15 protein-coding genes are annotated in these 18,442 nt (G+C 41.2%); 8 read left to right on the top strand and 7 right to left on the bottom strand.

Translation table 11 applies throughout. The features are described from left to right. Positions 1-687: 687 nt before the first annotated feature. Positions 688-942 carry a photosystem I reaction center subunit PsaK gene (gene psaK / locus AACU32_RS22905; protein WP_339378193.1) on the bottom strand — a complete coding sequence of 85 codons (255 nt, stop codon included), beginning with the start codon at positions 940-942 and terminating at the stop codon, positions 688-690. A gap of 128 nt (positions 943-1,070) precedes the next feature. Here psaK and AACU32_RS22900 point away from each other — a divergent pair, with 128 nt between their 5' ends. After that, a complete protein-coding gene (locus AACU32_RS22900) occupies positions 1,071-1,709 on the top strand; it encodes a phosphoribosylanthranilate isomerase (protein ID WP_096603493.1) in 639 nt (212 codons plus the stop codon). Positions 1,710-1,761: 52 nt separating this feature from the next. On the opposite strand, the gene folE is transcribed toward AACU32_RS22900, so the two are convergent. The 5 genes from folE to AACU32_RS22875 form a co-directional block, all read right to left on the bottom strand. Then, positions 1,762-2,469, bottom strand: coding sequence for a GTP cyclohydrolase I FolE (gene folE, locus AACU32_RS22895; RefSeq protein ID WP_096603491.1), 708 nt, complete (start codon positions 2,467-2,469; stop codon positions 1,762-1,764). Positions 2,470-2,571: 102 nt separating this feature from the next. Then, the gene (locus AACU32_RS22890; RefSeq protein WP_096603490.1) at positions 2,572-3,297 is read right to left on the bottom strand and encodes an SDR family oxidoreductase; all 726 of its coding nucleotides are present in this window, start codon (positions 3,295-3,297) and stop codon (positions 2,572-2,574) included. A gap of 531 nt (positions 3,298-3,828) precedes the next feature. Next, positions 3,829-4,809, bottom strand: coding sequence for an acetyl-CoA carboxylase carboxyltransferase subunit alpha (locus AACU32_RS22885; protein WP_096603488.1), 981 nt, complete (start codon positions 4,807-4,809; stop codon positions 3,829-3,831). A gap of 195 nt (positions 4,810-5,004) precedes the next feature. Beyond that, on the bottom strand, positions 5,005-6,024 hold the full coding sequence (locus tag AACU32_RS22880; RefSeq protein WP_096603486.1) for a long-chain acyl-[acyl-carrier-protein] reductase: 1,020 nt from the start codon (positions 6,022-6,024) through the stop codon (positions 5,005-5,007). A 195-nt stretch (positions 6,025-6,219) separates the two neighbouring features. After that, on the bottom strand, positions 6,220-6,915 hold the full coding sequence (locus AACU32_RS22875) for an aldehyde oxygenase (deformylating) (protein WP_096603485.1): 696 nt from the start codon (positions 6,913-6,915) through the stop codon (positions 6,220-6,222). A gap of 179 nt (positions 6,916-7,094) precedes the next feature. Here AACU32_RS22875 and AACU32_RS22870 point away from each other — a divergent pair, with 179 nt between their 5' ends. Next, positions 7,095-7,922 (top strand): carbohydrate ABC transporter permease, encoded by an 828-nt coding sequence (locus AACU32_RS22870; RefSeq protein WP_096603483.1) that lies wholly within the window; start codon positions 7,095-7,097, stop codon positions 7,920-7,922. A 564-nt stretch (positions 7,923-8,486) separates the two neighbouring features. Further along, complete coding sequence (locus tag AACU32_RS22865; RefSeq protein WP_096603482.1) at positions 8,487-9,680, top strand: MFS transporter; 1,194 nt, start codon at positions 8,487-8,489, stop codon at positions 9,678-9,680. Between the two features lie 45 nt (positions 9,681-9,725). On the opposite strand, the gene AACU32_RS22860 is transcribed toward AACU32_RS22865, so the two are convergent. Then, positions 9,726-10,892: a nucleotide-binding protein gene (locus tag AACU32_RS22860; RefSeq protein WP_096603480.1), complete on the bottom strand. Its 1,167-nt coding sequence runs from the start codon at positions 10,890-10,892 to the stop codon at positions 9,726-9,728. A 351-nt stretch (positions 10,893-11,243) separates the two neighbouring features. On the opposite strand from AACU32_RS22860, the gene AACU32_RS22855 reads away from it, so the two are divergent. The 5 genes from AACU32_RS22855 to AACU32_RS22835 all read left to right on the top strand — a co-directional run bounded on the left by AACU32_RS22855 (position 11,244) and on the right by AACU32_RS22835 (position 17,928). Beyond that, positions 11,244-12,074 (top strand): metallophosphoesterase, encoded by an 831-nt coding sequence (locus AACU32_RS22855; RefSeq protein ID WP_096603479.1) that lies wholly within the window; start codon positions 11,244-11,246, stop codon positions 12,072-12,074. A gap of 267 nt (positions 12,075-12,341) precedes the next feature. Beyond that, positions 12,342-15,479, top strand: coding sequence for an eCIS core domain-containing protein (locus tag AACU32_RS22850; RefSeq protein WP_339378192.1), 3,138 nt, complete (start codon positions 12,342-12,344; stop codon positions 15,477-15,479). A 94-nt stretch (positions 15,480-15,573) separates the two neighbouring features. Continuing rightward, a complete protein-coding gene (locus AACU32_RS22845) occupies positions 15,574-16,056 on the top strand; it encodes a hypothetical protein (RefSeq protein ID WP_096603477.1) in 483 nt (160 codons plus the stop codon). A 5-nt stretch (positions 16,057-16,061) separates the two neighbouring features. Next, positions 16,062-16,808 (top strand): hypothetical protein, encoded by a 747-nt coding sequence (locus AACU32_RS22840; RefSeq protein ID WP_339378191.1) that lies wholly within the window; start codon positions 16,062-16,064, stop codon positions 16,806-16,808. A 286-nt stretch (positions 16,809-17,094) separates the two neighbouring features. After that, the gene (locus AACU32_RS22835) at positions 17,095-17,928 is read left to right on the top strand and encodes a metallophosphoesterase (RefSeq protein WP_096603474.1); all 834 of its coding nucleotides are present in this window, start codon (positions 17,095-17,097) and stop codon (positions 17,926-17,928) included. Positions 17,929-18,442: the final 514 nt, after the last annotated feature.

Below are 18,442 nucleotides of genomic sequence, written 5' to 3'. Positions count from 1 at the left end.
GTATTTATTCTGACAAAATCATCTAATTTCAATTCGGTTTTTACTTAATCATGACTTACGCACAACTGAAGTAGAGGTAATACCCTGCGGGAAGCCGCTTCGCGTCTACATGAATTACCTCTACGCGACAATAAGGTTTTCAGTGATATCTTGCGTAAGTCCTATTAATAATGAGTTGATTTTTAGGAATACTAGATTTTTGAGATAGACAGTATGCTTTTAGCAATTTTTTACATTCCAAGCATTGATGAAATAGACAATGCAAAACTTTAGCGCAGTTAAATCTCGGTTCGGAAGATTGCGAAAAATAAATCCTTAATTCCGACTTTTGTCATTTATGCAAGATTTTTACCGCTTTTGATGATTTTATACTACTGTTACGAACTACCTCAAGATAGCTGTTCTCGGTTTTATTTTTACTTTTATTCTCAAACCAACTCGCTGGTTCTGCTATCAAATGGTTTATTTAGTTTGTGATTTTTTCCAAAAATTAAATAATTGTGTGTCAATAGTCATTTGTCATTTCTCTTCCTTGTCTCCCTTGTCTCCCTCATCTCCCTCATCCCCCAACGCTGTTTTTCTTTGTGTCTTCGTGCCTTTGTGATATGAGATTTGTTAACACAAAGGCACAAAGTTTTTTACAGCTAGATGGATAAACTAGCTGAACAGATTATCGATAGAATACAATTACAATCGACCAATGTTAGTCAATCCCAAAACAATCCCAACACCGATAATATGACCGAAAGCCATTGCACCGATGAATGTGGGAACACTTACAGGAAGACCAGGCAATTTGGGGCCGACATTGGGATATTCAATTCTGGTAGCCAGTAAAACAGCTACTACGCTACTGATGCTGATGATAGCGCCTACTGTGGGATTCCATGCGGGAGTGGGGGGAACAGCAGCAGCTGCTGCTAGTAAAATTGATGAAATCAAGCTTGTATCTCCTAAATAGGAAAATGATGTAAACCATCAAGATTATAAGATTTATTCTGTGACAACCAGAAATTATTGCCAAAATATCTACCTTTATGTAGGTATTTATCCTAATTCACTCAAGGTCTATGCGAGTTAAAATTTGCGGCATCACCCAACCACAGCAGTCTGTAGCGATCGCCTCTCTAGGCGCAACAGCATTAGGATTTATTTGTGTGCCTACTTCACCGCGTTATGTGAATATACTGCAAATTCAAGCAGCGGTAGCACCATTGCCCAAAAACGTTGATAAAATTGGTGTGTTTGCCAACACCAGTATCACAGAAATCAAGCAAACAGTGGTGGAGTCTGGTTTAACTAGTGTGCAGTTGCATGGTAATGAATCACGAGAATTTTGCTCCCAACTGCGCCAAGCTTTGCCAGAAGTAGAAATTATTAAAGCTTTTAGGGTTAAAAGCCGTGACCATCTTCAGCAAGTGGCTGCTTACAGCAATGATATAGATACCTTATTGTTGGATGCCTATCATCAAGAGCATTTGGGCGGTACAGGTCAAACTTTAGATTGGACTATGCTACAACAATTTAGCCCCAGTTGTCCTTGGTTCTTAGCTGGAGGCTTAACACCAGATAATATTTTAGATGCTCTGAGTATGCTACAACCTCACGGCATTGATTTATCTAGTGGTGTGGAAAAAACACCAGGAGATAAAGATTTAGATCAAGTCGCCAAGTTGTTTTCCCAGCTAGGAACTTTAAAAAAGCTCTAGGATGAAGTCTGAAGAGTGAAATTTTTCATCCTTCATCCTTTACACTTCATCCTTAAAAAAAGGCTGGTTGGTGACGAATCAAATTCAAGAATTCTTCGCGGGTTTTCTGTTCATCTTGGAACACGCCCAGCATGGCGCTGGTGACAGTCCAAGAACCAGGTTTTTGCACACCGCGCATCACCATGCACATATGACTAGCTTCCATGACTACGGCCACCCCTTGAGGATTGAGGATGGTCTGAACTGCTTCGGCAATTTGGCGGGTAAGCCTTTCTTGTACTTGCAGACGGCGGGAATACATCTCGACAATCCGCGCCAGTTTACTGAGTCCGACAACTTTTTGGTTGGGGATATAAGCAACATGCGCTCTACCCATAAACGGTAACATATGGTGTTCGCACAGGCTAAAGAAACTAATATCCCGGATTAAGACCATTTCGTTATGGCCTTCATCAAAGATGGCTCCATTGACGAGTTCTTCAAGAGATTGGTTGTAGCCACTGGTGAGAAACCGCATCGCCTCTGCTACCCGCTTGGGGGTTTTTAAAAGTCCCTCACGTTCTGGATCTTCTCCCACACCCAATAGTATTTGCCGCACGGCTGCGGTCATTTGCTCCATATCTTCTTCTTTTGGCTCGTGCAATTGCGGTTCTTGGCCGTCGTGGGTATTACGATCTGGTCTGAGAGCGATCGCATCTGTTAAATCAGGAATTAGAGGCGATTGAAAGCGATTAGAACCGTTAGAGCTGGCGATAGTCATATTAAGTCTTAGTAAGGGTTAGTCAATGGTCAAGAGTTAATGGTCAAGGGTCAAAAGTCATTTGCGATCGACAAAAACAAATGACAGACAACGCAGGGCTGATTAGAGAACGCCAGCACTGGGCATTAAAATCAATTCATCAATCACCGCTTGTGGTGGCAATAAGACTGTGTGCAGAATTGACTGAGCGACAATTTCCGGCGTTAACATTTTGGAACGGTCGAAGTTGACGTGGACTGTTTCTGTATCCCAAAGTTCGGTATTAACAGCACCAGGACAAATTGCTGTGACGCGAATGCCGTGGGCGCGTTCTTCTTGTGCTAGGGTTTGTGAAAGTGCGATCGCACCAGCTTTACTGACGCTGTATGCACCCCAATTGGCAAAGGCTTGCTTCCCAGCTATCGATACAATGTTGATAATTGTGCCTATGCCGCGATCGCGCATTCCTGGTAATACCCCGAGAATGCACTGGAAGACGCTAGTTAGATTTAAGTTAATCACTTGCTGCCAATCTTCTAAGGGCGTTTCGCTAATGAGCGCTGTATACGCTATTCCCGCACTGTTTACCAGAATGTCTATCTCGCCAAATTCATCAGCGATCGCTTGTATTTGTGCTTTTACTTGCCCAACACTAGCTAAATCGACAGCATAACTTTTGGCTTCAACTCCTGTATGCTTTGCTGCTACTGCAACTTCCTCCAACTTCTCCAAAGAACGGCTGACTAAGGCGACATCTATTCCCGCCTTCGCGAATGCCAAAGCAGTTGCTTTTCCTATTCCACTACTTGCCCCAGTAATTAAGGCGCGTCGTTTCGGCTCCAGGCTCATGCGATCTCCAGATTTGTTGGCGGTTCTGCAAGCTTCTACCCATTATTGATATCTCTCGGGTTGCTATAGATTAAACCAATCTAATAAATAGATTAAATAAATCTAAAAAATCCGATGATTACTTATGGCAACTGTTATATTACAGTGCCAGAATGGGTTTTTTTAATCGTTAAGTATTTGCTCAGGGATTATAACCTAGTTTCCTGCTGGAAAGTTTCATAGCCACAATCAAAACTACTTACCACAATATTGAGACAAACCATCTAGGTTAAATAATTACTAGTTCGTAATTCGTAATTCGTAATTAAAATGCAGATAGAAACAACTAAATTTTAAATTTAGTCGCGTTTCTAGGTGTAGGAACCCACCCACTGATTGTAACTACGAATTACGAATTATCAATTACGAATTACTTTGACTTGGTTTGTCCAAAATAAAAACGCCCATGACTGAGAAGATTGTTAAAAATCTTTAAGCAGTCATAGGCAATTATAGCATTGCTGCCATGCTAATCAAGCATCTGGGGGTTTTTTACTGGGCAACTTCTGTAAACACGCCAATTTTCCGGAATTTTTCATAGCGCAGTTGGCGGCGTTCGGAAGCGGTTAAACGGTTAAGTTCATCTAAATTCTCTAATAGAGCTTGTTTGAGGGTATTAGCGGCTTCTATGGGGTCAGAATGAGCGCCACCGATGGGTTCAGGCAATATTTGGTCAATAATGCCCAAATTTTTCAAGTCATGGGAAATAATTTTCAAAGCTGTAGCGGCTTGGGGGGCTTTGGTAGCATCTTTCCACAAAATGGCGGCACAGGCTTCGGGTGTGGCTACAGTATAAACAGAGTGTTCAAACATCATCAGGCGATCGCCTACCCCAATACCGAGTGCGCCACCCGAACCGCCTTCACCAATGACTGTACAAATAATTGGTACATCAAAGCAGAACATTTCGCGTAAATTGTAAGCGATCGCTTCTCCTTGACCTTGATGTTCAGCTTCTACCCCAGACCAAGCTCCTGGTGTGTCGATAAAAGTTAAAATCGGCATGGAAAACTTATTGGCGTGTTCCATCAACCGCAGGGCTTTGCGATAGCCACCAGGATAGGGCATACCAAAGTTCCGGGCAATATTATCCTTGGTATCCCGTCCTTTTTGATGACCCAACATGACTACAGGCTGTCCACCCAAACGACCGACACCACCGACTAAAGCCGGATCATCACCACCACAGCGATCGCCATGTAATTCCATCCATTCATCACTAATAGCCTGAATGTAATCTAAAGTACTAGGGCGGCGGGGATGACGAGCCACTTGCAGTCTTTGAGATGGTGATAGACTAGTAAAAATTTCTTCACGCAGTTGCATAGCGCGTGCTTCTAATTGGCGTATTTGACCAGATACATCGACGCCGTTTTCTTCTGCAAGTTGCCGAATTTGGTCAATTCGGGTGGCGAGTTCTGCTAGCGGCTTTTCAAAATCTAACAGTAGCGGTTTACGCTCGGTAGTTGCCATAGTTAGGGATGAGAATTAGGGTTCGGGTATTGGGGTTAGGGATGAGGGGGATGAGGGGCAGGGGGGCAGGGGAGCAGGGGGGACAAGGGGGACAAGGAGGACAAGGGGGACAAATGACCATTGACTATTGACTCTTGACTCTTGCCCAATGCCCAATGCCCAATGCCCAATGCCCAATGCCCAATGCCCCATGCCCTAAACCAGCAGTGGTCTAAATCCATGCTTAACTGAAACCTGACCAATCTGCTCCATTTTGTCTACGGTAATCTGATTACGCCCCCAAGAAAAGTTCGTGTATAACTTCTCAAATTCCAGCAGCATTGATTCCGCAAAACAAGCAAACAACTGACGTGCAGGCACTTCCATATTGACTATTTTCATAATTTTCCAGTCAATATCGAGAGAGTGTTCTACAATCCCACCATTTAACACATATACGCCGGGATGCTGAATTTTTGTCCCTAAATTTTTCGGATAGCCACCATCAATCAACAGACAAGGTTGCTTCAAAGCCTTGGGGTCGATTTCCACGCCTTTGGGCATACTAGCAACCCAAACTACAATATCCGCTTGGGGTAGGGCTTCATCTAAGGACATAATTTTGCCCCGCCCGAGTTCAGCTTGTAAATATTGCAGCCGTTCTTGGTTACGGGCTATTAGCAGTAGTTCTTTGACATCTGTTTTCGCATCTAGCCAGCGGGTTACTGCACTCCCAATATCACCCGTTGCACCACATACAGCCACGGTTGCTGTTGATAAATCAATTCCTAATTGTTTTGACGCTTGTTCCACCTGCCGACAAATAATATAGGCAGTGTGAGTATTGCCTGTAGTGAAGCGTTCAAACTCTAGTTTGATATTCCGGACTTGGCTAAATTGTTCCAAGTTAAAGTTTTCAAAAATGATGGAAGAAAACCCACCTAAAGCTGTGATATTAATCCCATGCTTTTGCGCATGAGCCATAGCGTTGAGAATCTTGCGTGTCGCCGCCTTAATCCGGCGATTCGCCAGCATCTCAGGTAAAAAGCAGGATTCTACATACTGTCCTTCAATTTTCTGTCCAGTGACACTAGTGACGGTAATGTTATCAACGATTTGTGGCGGGGCGCTGCACCAAAAATCTAGCCCTTGATCGGCATATTCTGGGTATCCCAATTCTTGAGCTACTGCTTGAGCGTGTTCCAAACTAGTCAGATGTCCAATTAGACCAAACATGTATTGATATATTAGGCGCGTGCTGCGTCGAAAGCGTGGAATTAAGTGAGTTAAGAGGGATTAACTTACTCTTAAAAATACTACACAAAGGGTAAGATCCATCAGGGGCAAGACAGTCGATTAAAAGCATGAAGGTATGAAGTTGAGAATTTCCACCTTCATCCTTTTTTAGTCAGTTACCCCTATGAGTTATGTTTAAGCCGCTGTCAGTCCGTAAGCTGATAGGCGCATGATGTCGCGAGTGCTGAAGCCGATGTTACTTAATGCTTCACCGTACTGAATCATGAAATCTTCAACCAAAGCATCTTTTTCCATTGCCAAGACTTGAGCATCATCTGCAACTTGGTTGAGCATTTTCCAAACAATTGGCAGGTTTTGACGATTTGCTGCTTCTAGTTCAGTTTTTGATTCCACAAAATGTTCTTTCAACCACTCTTCGCCAAAGTTAAGATGACTGTACTCATCTTTTACTACTCCCTCTGTAATTTTGCGGGCGAAATCATCGGCAACAGGGATGTAGATGTTGTATGCTGCTATGGCAAAACATTCAATGATTAAAGACTGAATCAGCAAGCAAGTAACCACTTTACCTTCTGCCGCTGCTTTTTGGAAGTTGCTGTGAAGTCCCAAGAAAAACTCTTGGGCAAATTGCAGATCTGGCACTACCTGTAAATTGCGTCCACAAGCTTCAAATCCTTTTTTGTGGCGACCTTCCATTTTCGAGAGGCGAATCAATTGCTCTTGGTGTTCTGGCAGCATTTGCGCCAGTTGGATGTAATTATCATAAGCTTCTTGTTCACCTTCAATTACAATCGCATTAATGCGGCTGTATGCGTCTTTGTATTCTTCGCTCTGGAAATCAATTTCAGATTGCTCTGTAATCTGCTGCATGTTATGTTTACCCCTGTAAACGTGAATCATTTGATACCAAAAATAAATGTACCCTATGAGTTTAGGGTATCAATCACTGTGATTTAATTTAACTTAACAAGTCACTATATTTATAGATTAGCTGTTGCTGGGGGCCATGCTCTAGTAATACAAACACAAATGCAAAGAAAGCGAAACTCATGTCCAAACCAAGCCAGAATCTAAAATCTACCGATTTTTGGAGCCTTGCAGTCTTACTAATAGGCGCTTTAATCGTTTTGCTGCCTTTGTTTGTGGTCTTCCTGACTTCTTTTGCACCTGGAGGAGCAACGCCAGAAGTTTTAGCTAAAAATAACTGGACATTAGCGAATTATCGGGATGCATGGCAGCGGGGTAAGTTTTTATTGGCGTTTGCTAATTCTACCTTAGTAGCGATCGCAGTGACAGCTTTTCAAATTGTGACTTCGGCTTTGGCAGGTTATGCCCTAGCGCGCCTGAAATTCCGGGGTAGACAAGCGCTGCTATTAATTGTCTTAGCCACTTTGGTAATTCCCTTTCAGTTGTTGGTGATTCCCATCTTTTTGGTGTTGAAGTGGGGACATTTGATCAATACCTACGGAGCATTAATTCTGCCAACGGCTGTGAACGGCTTTGGAATTTTTTTGTTACGTCAATATTTCCAGACAATTCCCGTCGAGTTAGAAGAAGCCGCAAGCATCGACGGCGCGAACCGACTGCAAATTTTGTGGCGAGTGATGTTACCTTTAGCTCGTCCTGCTTTGGTAACCCTGTTTTTGTTCACTTTTATCGGTGAATGGAACGATTTGTTCAAACCCTTGGTATTTACTACACGCCCGGAATTAAGGACAGTACAGCTAGCATTAGCAGAGTTTCAGGAACAATTTACCAATAATTGGCCTTTGATGATGGCGGCGGTGACAATTGCAACTGTGCCGGTGATGGTACTCTTTCTCATCGGTCAGCGCCAGTTTATTCAGGGCATTGCGACTACAGGGATTAAGAATTAGGCAGGGGCGCAGGGGCGCAGGGGAGCAGGGGGGACAAGGGAGACAAGGGAGACAAGGAAGCACAGAGAGATATGGGGAGTGTGGGGAGTTTTCTTAGCCATGCCCAATGCCCCATGCCCCATGCCCAATGCCCAATGCCCAATGACTGTTTCAATTATATAAATTTTATACATTAGATAGATTAATTAATACTCGTCTGTGATGGGGATAAACCCCTAGGTGTCTTAGCTAGACAGTGAATAAAATATAAAGATATCAATTGCTTGGTAATTGAAAGATTGCACTGTTGGTTGGGGTATGGAGACATTGTCTGCATTTAGATAAAACGTGCAAAATAATACTTTAGTTTCAGCTAAATAAAATGGCTGCTCAGATGTTTTATGTTGTTTAGTTACCACTAATAAATAGTTTGTTACTAGGCAAGTGCATATTTCACTAGAGCTAAACCTAAGTATCAATTAATAGGTGGTTTGCGCTCTCAGCATTATGCAACTTATAATGCGATTTTTACTAGAATACTTGTCCTAGAGTCGCACCACTAGAACAAGAGCTTGAGGCACAATTATGGTTAAATCTTTTGATTCTCGTTCTGATGTTTTATGGCAGCAAGTGTGGGGATTAGCTGCTTTAGTGGCGGCAATTATCTTTAGTTGGATGGTATACAATTTCTATCAGCCAAAAATTTTACAAAAGCTAGACTTGGGAGAATTGGCTGGTTGGCTCTTAATCATACAAGGGTTATTGGCTACAGTTATCGAACCTTTTGTGGGTAGATTTTCTGATCGTATCCAACAGCATTTAGGTAATCGCTTACCAATAATTAGTGCAGGGGTAACATTGGCTGGTTTGATGTTTGTGATGATCTCGCTGCTGGTAGAACAGAATCTGCAAGGAAAGTTACGTTGGCTAGTACCTGTATTGATGACTGTTTGGGTAATAGCCATGATTATTTTTCGAGGCCCAGCGATCGCATTATTAATACAGTTTGCTCCGGTGACAGAATTACCCCAAGCTAATGCTGTTTTAGTATTCGTATTTGGCTTGATTGGCGCTAGTGAGCCATTTTTAAAAAAGTTTCTCAATAACCTTGGTGCATCAATAACTTTTCTGTTAGGCGCGATCGCCTTGATGATGGGAGCGTATATTTTGCGATCGCTAACTCCTATACATAGCCTCAAGCCTTATACTATCAATGAAGATGTCCCATCTAGAACGCCTATTTTATTATTAATCTTAATTTTTGTGGTCGGTTTGGGCACAGGATTGGAAGTGAACTTGTTAATGTCAACATTTCCTCAAGAATTGCAAACTCAACTGCCCAGCATTAGATTAGAATTTGTGACCTCTGGCATACTGTTGGTAGCGGCGATCGCTTCTGTGGTTTTAGGAGAATGGACGGCGCAGATAGGTGCTAATAAAGCATTGTTACTCGGCTTAGGTAGCATAACAGGCTTAATGGGGCTAGCATTATTAAACGATATGGATACATTTGTAGTAGGTTTTATCGTAGCTTTTGGTGTAAGTTTTGGCTTAATTTTTGTGAGTATGATTCCCTTTACCTTAGGAAAACTACCACCACATCAAGCAGGGTTAGCCACTGGTTTATATTTTGGTGGTTGCGCTGGAGCTAATGCTTTAGTAACACTTTTAATTAAACAAGCACTGATCGCATCATTAGGAGCATTTTTACTGTCTGAGGTGGCTTTTTTCGTAGTGGCTGGCTGTGTGGTGATTACAAAGAAAATTCAAATCAGTTAATCGTTAGACTTGCTGTATTTATTCTTAATAGAAACAAGTACCATCTTAGTTAGCCCGCAAAAATCCTATACCAGCTTTATTTTCAATATAATCAGCTAAACTGATAAAATCCTCACGCGGATAGCATCTTCCACCTATTAAATCAAATGCTAATCTACTGGCAGAATTTTCGGGGTTTTCGAGAACATGTATACCCCAGTAATAAAGGATATCGCTAGCTCGGATACAAACTTCTTCTGGGTCGATACAATGAAATTTATCATCAGTTTGACTGATTTCTTTATAAGCATCAAAATAGACATTTTTCATAAGCCTTAACCGCCTGATTCCGGGGTCTTTAAAGTTATTAACTAGGACAAACAAATGAGCATGATTGTTGAGTTCACGTATTTCCTTAACAGTGTCTTGAATAACTTTGCCATGTTTGTTAATTCCTAGCGGATTTAAAGTTGTGGGGATAATGCAATAATCTAATTGCTTAACTAGCTCTTCTGGATTACGCTCTAATGCAGGTGAGCAATCACATATGACTATTTGACAATCACGGGCAGAATCTTCATGCCAATCACTACCATCAAACACTTGGATAGTTGTACCTACACCTTTTGGATTAGGTACAAAAACGCCATCACCGACTAACTTTTGGAGATTTTTTTCGGGATCTAAGTCTACAAGAGCGATATTAAATCCTTGCAGGGCTAAGGCTCCTGCTAAGTGTGCTGCTACGGTTGTTTTACCCACCCCTCCTTTGCAAGTAAAAACTCCAAAATAAACTTTTTTTGGGGTATTTTGTGTGGTGTCTCCTGGCTTAGGTTCCTCATCAATAACAGAAACTTTATCAAACCCAACCAGCTTATTTTCCAGGGCAATTCCACAGCGAATTTTACTATTTTGACCCCAGGATTTGATTAATGCCTGTGCTGGACCACCAAAACCTTTTGTTGTTATAAACCAACCAAAATTATATTTTTGACCTTCCTCAGAATCTAAAAAATTAGCAAAAGCTAAAAGTTGCGGTGCTGTCACATTATTTTTTAGCCATTTCACCTGAACAGCACCCACAAAATTGTCTTTTTTGATCGCTAAATCATAACCACGCTGGTTGGGCTTGGCAGTTTCAACTGTCCAACCAGCTCTATGGATAAGTTTTGCTACGTGCTGCTCAAAGTGGATAAAGTCTTGGATATATGCTGGCTCTACAGATGATTGCATAAACAAAAGCTGTTAAAATTTTTGTTTCAATTTTGCAGTGTCGTTTAATTAATTAGACTGGATAATGAGCAATATTTAACTAATTTAGTTTATAAATATAATGTCACTTACTCTGTATTATAACCACACTTAATAGTATAATTTTATTCCACATAAAAAAATCAGGGTAGAGGGAATTTACCTTAGCTTGACTAAAGTTTCCAGCAAAGACACATTTGTATTATATAAGTATAAATACATAAAAAAGTGATATGCTTCATGAATTTTTCAAGAAGTTGTTTGAGGTGGACAGGCGATCGCATAATTTTTAGTTAAGCTATAAGCGCTAATATTCAGGATAATAAGCGCTTTATGCACTGGTTACTATCTGGGCCGTTGAGTATCGAGAAATTAACGGTTAAGATTGCAGACTTACCTGCATCTTTACAAGGTAAAAAGCTGGTGCAGATGTCGGATTTTCATTATGATGGTTTAAGGCTATCGACGGCGATGTTAGAAAAAGCGATCGCAGTTAGCAATCAAGCCGAACCAGATTTAGTTCTCTTGACTGGCGACTATGTAACCACTAGCCCAAAACCGATTCACAACCTGGCTTTACATCTGAAAAATCTCCAAAGTCGCGCTGGTATTTATGCTGTATTGGGTAATCATGATATATGTTACAAACACTCAAGAACAGAAATTACAACGGCGCTAAATAATATTGCAATTCGTGTTCTGTGGAATGAAATCGCCTACCCATTTGGAAAAGAATTACCTTTGGTAGGTTTAGCGGAACGTTACTCTAGGGAATTTAACCCGATACCAGTGATGAACGAGTTAGATGCTGCTACTCCGCGAATTGTTTTATCTCACAATCCTGATACTGCGGAATTATTGCAAGCATGGCGAGTAGATTTACAATTATCGGGACATACTCACGGTGGACAAATCGTCATTCCAGGATTCGGCTCTGGAATAGTTTTCTACAAAAAAATTGTACCAAAAATTCCCAAAAAGATACGCCATCGGATTCCATATTTGAGAAGCGATTTCTCTTTCATCCGTCATTGGGAATGGATGCAGGGTTTACATCAGGTAGGAAAAAATCAATTATACGTCAATCGAGGTCTAGGGACATATCTTCCTGGACGGTTATTTTGTCCTCCAGAAGTGACTATAATTACGTTACAAAGCAAGTAATTAAGCAGCAAAATTTTAAATAAATTACTAATTAAAAGTTCACTCCAGAAAAACTAGAACTCAGTAACGGCTATTTGGGTTATGCTGGATAAGACGATCATCCCATGTCGGAAAAATTCTGACTGCTACCCAAGCTACAGATCTTGAGTTTAATAGTTTTGTAGAAATCTGGAACAGTAGCAAACTAAATATAGAGAATAAGCAAGGCTATAGATATAAGATTCATGTTCGCTTATTGAAAACTGCAAAACTGACGAGGTAGCGAGTATGTCATTCCAGCGCGTTCACCAATCTAAAAATCAAAATTCTCAGACCTCATGGAGTACATCTCAGTTTGCGCCTCGCCCGTTATCTGAAAAGGAACCCCAAGCCCTGCCAACACAGGAAGAAATCGAGAATCAAGCTTTTGAGCAAGATAAGTTTAAACCAACTCGATTTGAACACAACTTTGCAAACATTCCTGTCCATCATAATTCCTCATTACGAGCAAAAGCGATTCAGCCCAAGTTAACTATTGAGCAACCGAATGACGAATATGAGCAAGAGGCGGATCGGGTTGCTATGAAGGTGATGAGTATGGCTTCTCCAAGAACTTCCAGTATTCAACGTCAGATTGAAGAGGAACAGACAGAGGTTCAGACAAAACCCTTGGCAGAGACTATGACACCGATCGTGCAGCGTCAGGAAGCATTAGAAGACGAGGAGCCAATTCAGGCAAAGTGTGAGGATTGTGAAACAAAGGAGCAGATTCAGCGATCGCTTTCTGGAGTTCCTCAAATTCAAGCAGATTTAGAGAGTCGGCTCCATGCTAGTAGAGGCAAAGGTAGTCCATTACCGGATGAGGTGAAATCCTTCATGGAGCCGCGCTTCAAAGCTAATTTTAGTCAGGTGCGAGTGCATACTGACAATGCATCTGTGCAGATGAATCGAGAATTAGGGGCAAAGGCATTTACACATAGAAGTGATATCTACTATGGGGGTGGGAAGTTTCCAGGAAACAATGACCTGACTGCCCATGAGTTAACGCATGTGGTGCAGCAGACGAGTGGGGTGCAGGGAAAAACTGATGGCAAGATTCAAAAAGTAGATGACCCAGATGCCAAGATCCCTTACCTGGTTCGTTTTAACAAACCATTGAGCAAAGAAGAATTTATCCAATTGGCGGATTCTCAAATAGGACTGGAGCCAAACGTTGGTAAATGGTCAAATGTAAAAGAGCATTATAATGCCAGCGATAGCCCGGTAACGGTGAATGTGGCTGCATCACTGGTCAAAAAATCGAGATCCGCTCAAGCCGCCGCAGATTTGGGTTTGAGCGTGGATGATGCCGGTGATATTGCAGGTGCAGGCGATCGCGCCGATGAGTTTTCGCAAATGCCCCCAGGAACCGAAAAAGCGGCGCTGATTGATGAGATTAACCACAGATATTGGCAGACCGCAGGGATTAGCAAAGGGGAAAAAATCAAGGATAAAACCAAAGAAGCTGGTAAGGTTGCCCTATGGAAGCAAATTCGGGATGAAGTCCTCGCTCAAAGAGAATTTATCTCGAATCTTCCAGAAAAAGCACAATATATCCTGCGGTATTCTCAATCCGGTGTAGTCATTACTCCGGAAAATTATCAGCAAGTAGTGCGGATTGCCAAAAAGATTGAACAATTCAATAGTGCTGACTTGGAAAACTACCTTAGCCAGGTCAAAGAAACCAAGAATTTTGATGTACTGGAAACCGGTATTGATAAGTTTTTGATGACGAAGCAAGCTGCTCCAGAAAAAATCAAAGAACTGCTCAAAAAAACCACTGATGACGATTGGGATGCAGACAGCGCAGCGGCAAAGATGGATGCCAACACAATGTTCTATCTGCCACTCGATAAACGAATCGAAGTAATCAAGAATATCGCGAATGGATATGTTGTAGGCGATGAAGATGAGCAAACGATCATTCGTCTGTTGACAAGTACTCCTTCAGCAGACCTAAAAGCATTGATAGATGAGCTTAAACACAACGAATCTGCCTTGCTGAAGAAATTGGAAAGTGTGATCGATGGTTCTGAGAACAAGGAATATTATGCAGCATTACGCAATATCTTGTTCAAATCGCTGGAACCGGAAGAGGCTCAAAAGAAAATGGAAAGCGCCAAAATATTTCCTTGGGCTGATCCAGGTATTATCAAAGCTGTCTACAATCGACGCTTTTATTATGAAACTGTCGAGTATACAAAAGATGGAAAAATAAGAGTTGTATTCTGGACTAATATTGCCATGATGGGCATGAAAAACCAGGAACAAATTCTGGAACCAGATGAGATCATCGGATTGCACTTTTTCATGGATGAGGATTTCGCTAATGCCAAAGAAGGTGAAACAATATTCATGCCGGCGGCAAATCTTCTGGCTTTCAAAAACGAGCAGTTTAGCCGTGAATTGAGTTTGGCGGTAGATGTCGGTTTGCTGTTTGCTGGGGGTGCAGGACTTGTGGCGAAGGGAACCCGCTTGGCTAAGGCGATCGCCCTATTGGATTTCACAATGGCAGCCGCTGATATTACAATCAGTTCTTTCCGTTCTGATATTGCCAAAACTAAGGAAGGTCAGCAATTCCTGAAAGCCTGGGATACAGTGAATACTTTGATTGCAGTTTATGGTATTGCCAAAGTCGTTGTTCGTTTGCCAGAAACCTTCAGAAATCTTAAAAAAGCTTATCAAAGCTTTAAGGGCAATCCTGGCAAGATTGATCCTGGTGATTTGACCAAAATTGAGAATGAAACGACTAAGCTTTTTGGACAGGCTGATAAAGCGGCGCTGGAAGGCGAAATCGCGGATTTACGCCAGAAATTTTCCGCAAATGAAATGGCTGCTTTTGAACAGCAATTGGAGAAGGCTGCTGCTATTGGCGATGCCACAAAACGACAAGCAGCGATCGCTGATATCCAATCTCAAATTTCCACCCAGAAAGCAAATGTTGACCTCGTTGCTGAACTAAAAAAAGCCAATCCCAAAATGAGCAATAAAGAAATTGCTGAGTTGGCTAAGTCAAAGATAAAGGTTCCTACTGTTCCACATGGAATGACCGCAGATGAATTCCAGGATGCACAGGATCTCATCAAAAAGTTTCTCCAAGACAAGGGTTTAAAAGATGTAGAAGGGTTTGCCACAGGAAGCCGGATTACGGGTGCTACATTTAACCCGAAAAAACCTGCATTTGGACAAATTTCTAGCGATTTTTCCAAGAAAGACTTCGATATTACTTTAGTAACTTCAAGGAAGTTAACCAATACAGAAACTCGGCAATTGCAGGAATTATATAAAGCGAAATTCAAACACGATCTGGGTATTCGTAATGTGGTCGATAAAAAACAACTCGACTATATTCCGGTTTACGGTAAAATTGACCTCAATCTCAAATAGAAGAAAGTCTAATCCTCACCTGAATTATCATTTCTAGCCTTCAACCTAGTTACCACATTGCAAGCGATGACGAATCAATTTTCCTGGAGCTTAAATGAAAATCTATACTGAATTTATTGTCATCCATGAAGATGAACCAATGCCCAATGAAGATAATTTTTGTCCATCGTTTTGGCAATCCGAAGATTTTGACTCTGACGGCGATTACTATTATGAGAATATTGAGGGAAGATGGACAAACTTGGAGCTAACTAAACGAATTGCCGATGACAAGAATAGTATCCTAAAAGTCAATACTTTTCGGGAAAAAAGAATTTACGAGCCGGGAATCCAAGAAGTGGCTGACCTGCAACGCTATATCGATTATAAAAAAGATGGTCGATATGCCAACAATCCGGTGATTTCGTCCATAAAAAGTCTGGCAATTACTTCACTGACGATAGAAACATTTGATTTGCAGGATTATCGGGAGTTTCTCAAGACAGTGTACTTTTTCTTGGAATATACAAAAGGTTTTATTGTTAATATTTGGGAATTAGATGCTGCATCATTTCAAGTAGAATTTTTGAGTGATTAAATTTCGTGATTATGATTGGGATTCATGAGGATACGATTATTAGCTCCGATTGGCATGTATTGCATCGAAATATCTACTGGTTTCTGCCAGAGGCTAGGAAAATTATTTCGGATGCCGAAAATCCTGCTCGTCTTTCCTTTCCTGAGTTCATCGCCGCCGAAGTCAGGACATACCAGAAAATATTTGATTTGATCCGGGATACGGTTGAAAAGCATTCGATTCGTCGGTTTTACTTTTTAGGGGATTTGGTATTTGGACTAAATAAGGGGAGAGAATCAATCAAAAAACTGGAGTTTTTGAATGAGGAAGTTCCAGTGTTTTTTGAAATATTTAAATACTTAGAGAGTAAAAATATAGAGAGAAGGATGGTTTTGGGAAATCACGACGATTTCAAACTTCTAAATAAAAAAGTTCGCGCTTTCTACGAATCAATCTTTAACGAAGTATCGCTGTTTATTCGCGAGGGAAGTAACCTGTATACGCATTTTCCAATTGGGTACAGCAATGTACACGATAAAGCCTGTGGAACTCCAGAAGAGAAGTTCTTCCGAATCAATAAATTATTTTACAAACTCGACAAGAAATTACTGCAAGAGACTCATGGTTTTCAGATTAGAAATTTTCATGGGCATATTCATAGAGGTGAATTCTCTTTGCATATAGAGAATATTAGGCATCAAAATATGGCTATTGATTGGAGAGTAAGTCCAATCGCTGTGGATGCAATATCTCTCCAAAGTGCGTCTTTATAAAAATGCATATAATTAGCCTGCGAAAGTAGGCTTTTTTTTGTAGCCAAGACAGTGCGTTACTTTTCCAAAGTTGTAGCAACTGTCGAGGGCGTTAATGTGCAATCTCACATAGAATTGGTATATAGCCGCAGTCACATAGGTTAGGACATTTTGAAAGCGTGAATGCTAGGAATAGTAATAGTTTTACCTTCTGCTGACAGCATAGCTGCCTTCTGACTCCTGCTATAAGATAAATTTGATTTTTTGGTAAGCTATAATCGCTGCTATTAAGAGAGTCTGTTGCGCTATGCATTGGTTATTTACAGGACATTTAAGAGTAGATAAACTGACGGTTAAGATTGCAGATTTACCTATATCTTTAGAAGGTACAAAGCTGGTACAATTATCTGATTTCCATTACGATGGAATGCGATTATCCGAAGAGATGTTAGAACAAGCGATCGCACTAAGTAATGAAGCCGAACCTGATTTAGTTGTCTTAACTGGTGATTATATTACTGACGATCCTACCCCGATTCACAAATTAGTACAACGACTTAAATATTTAGAAAGTCGTTATGGGGTTTATGCCATACTTGGTAACCATGATATCCATTATAACCACTCCCAAGCAGAAGTTACAGATGCTTTTACTAGCATTGGAGTTAAGGTTTTATGGAATGACATTGCTTATCCATTAGGAAAAGAATTACCTTTAGTAGGATTAGCTGATTATTGGTCACGGGAATTTAAACCTGCACAAGTAATCAACCAACTAGACTTCGCCACACCCCGCATCGTTTTATCTCACAACCCAGATACTGCTAAAATATTGCAACAATGGCGAGTAGATTTACAGCTATCTGGTCATACCCACGGAGGTCACATAGTATTACCAGGTATTGGCCCTTTGGTATTTCATTATAAAAAGCTGTTGAAAAAACTACCCAAAAAATTGCGGCGTTGGGTTCCGTTCTTACTCAACGATTTCTCGAAAGTGGTGCAATATTGGGAGTGGGCGCAAGGCTTTCATCAAGTAGGAAATAATCAATTATACGTCAATCGCGGCTTAGGAACTTATCGACCTGGACGTTTATTTTGCCCACCAGAAGTGACTGTAATTACTTTAATTGGGCAATAGTCAATGGTCAATGGTCAATGGTCAATGGTCAATGGTCAATGGTCAATGGTCATTTGTCTTCCTTGTCCCCCTTTTCCCCGCGTCAATGCTTTTTACTCTGGACTATGGACTTTTGACCCTTGACTCACATAGCTTAAACCGCCTCAAGCTACGATGGGAGAATATCAGCAGCTTAGGGCGGTTCATTAAAAATACAATTGTTCGAGAAAATTTGGAAATCCAGAGGAAAATAACTAAAAACTAATGTGGACTATGGACAATCTCCGCAATCCCATCTTTCCAGAACTACTTGTGCATCCTTGATCCAACTAGGCAGGTATTTCTGGCTGTGTACTTCAATCACCTCCACAAGAATGATCTATGAGCTTAAGGCGAAAACACTTCCAACGGATGCGACAATTTAGTGGTGATTGCGAGGAGATTAGAGCAGGAGGCACAGGCTCTAATGTGAAAGGTTTTGTTTAACTTTTAACCTTTTTGTACCTTGCTCTTAATGTAGCATCTACTTTTTCAG

The sequence above is a fragment of the Calothrix sp. NIES-2100 genome (genome assembly GCF_963875285.1).
GTDB lineage: Bacteria > Cyanobacteriota > Cyanobacteriia > Cyanobacteriales > Nostocaceae > Aulosira.
This window is presented reverse-complemented; position numbering and strand designations above follow the sequence as displayed.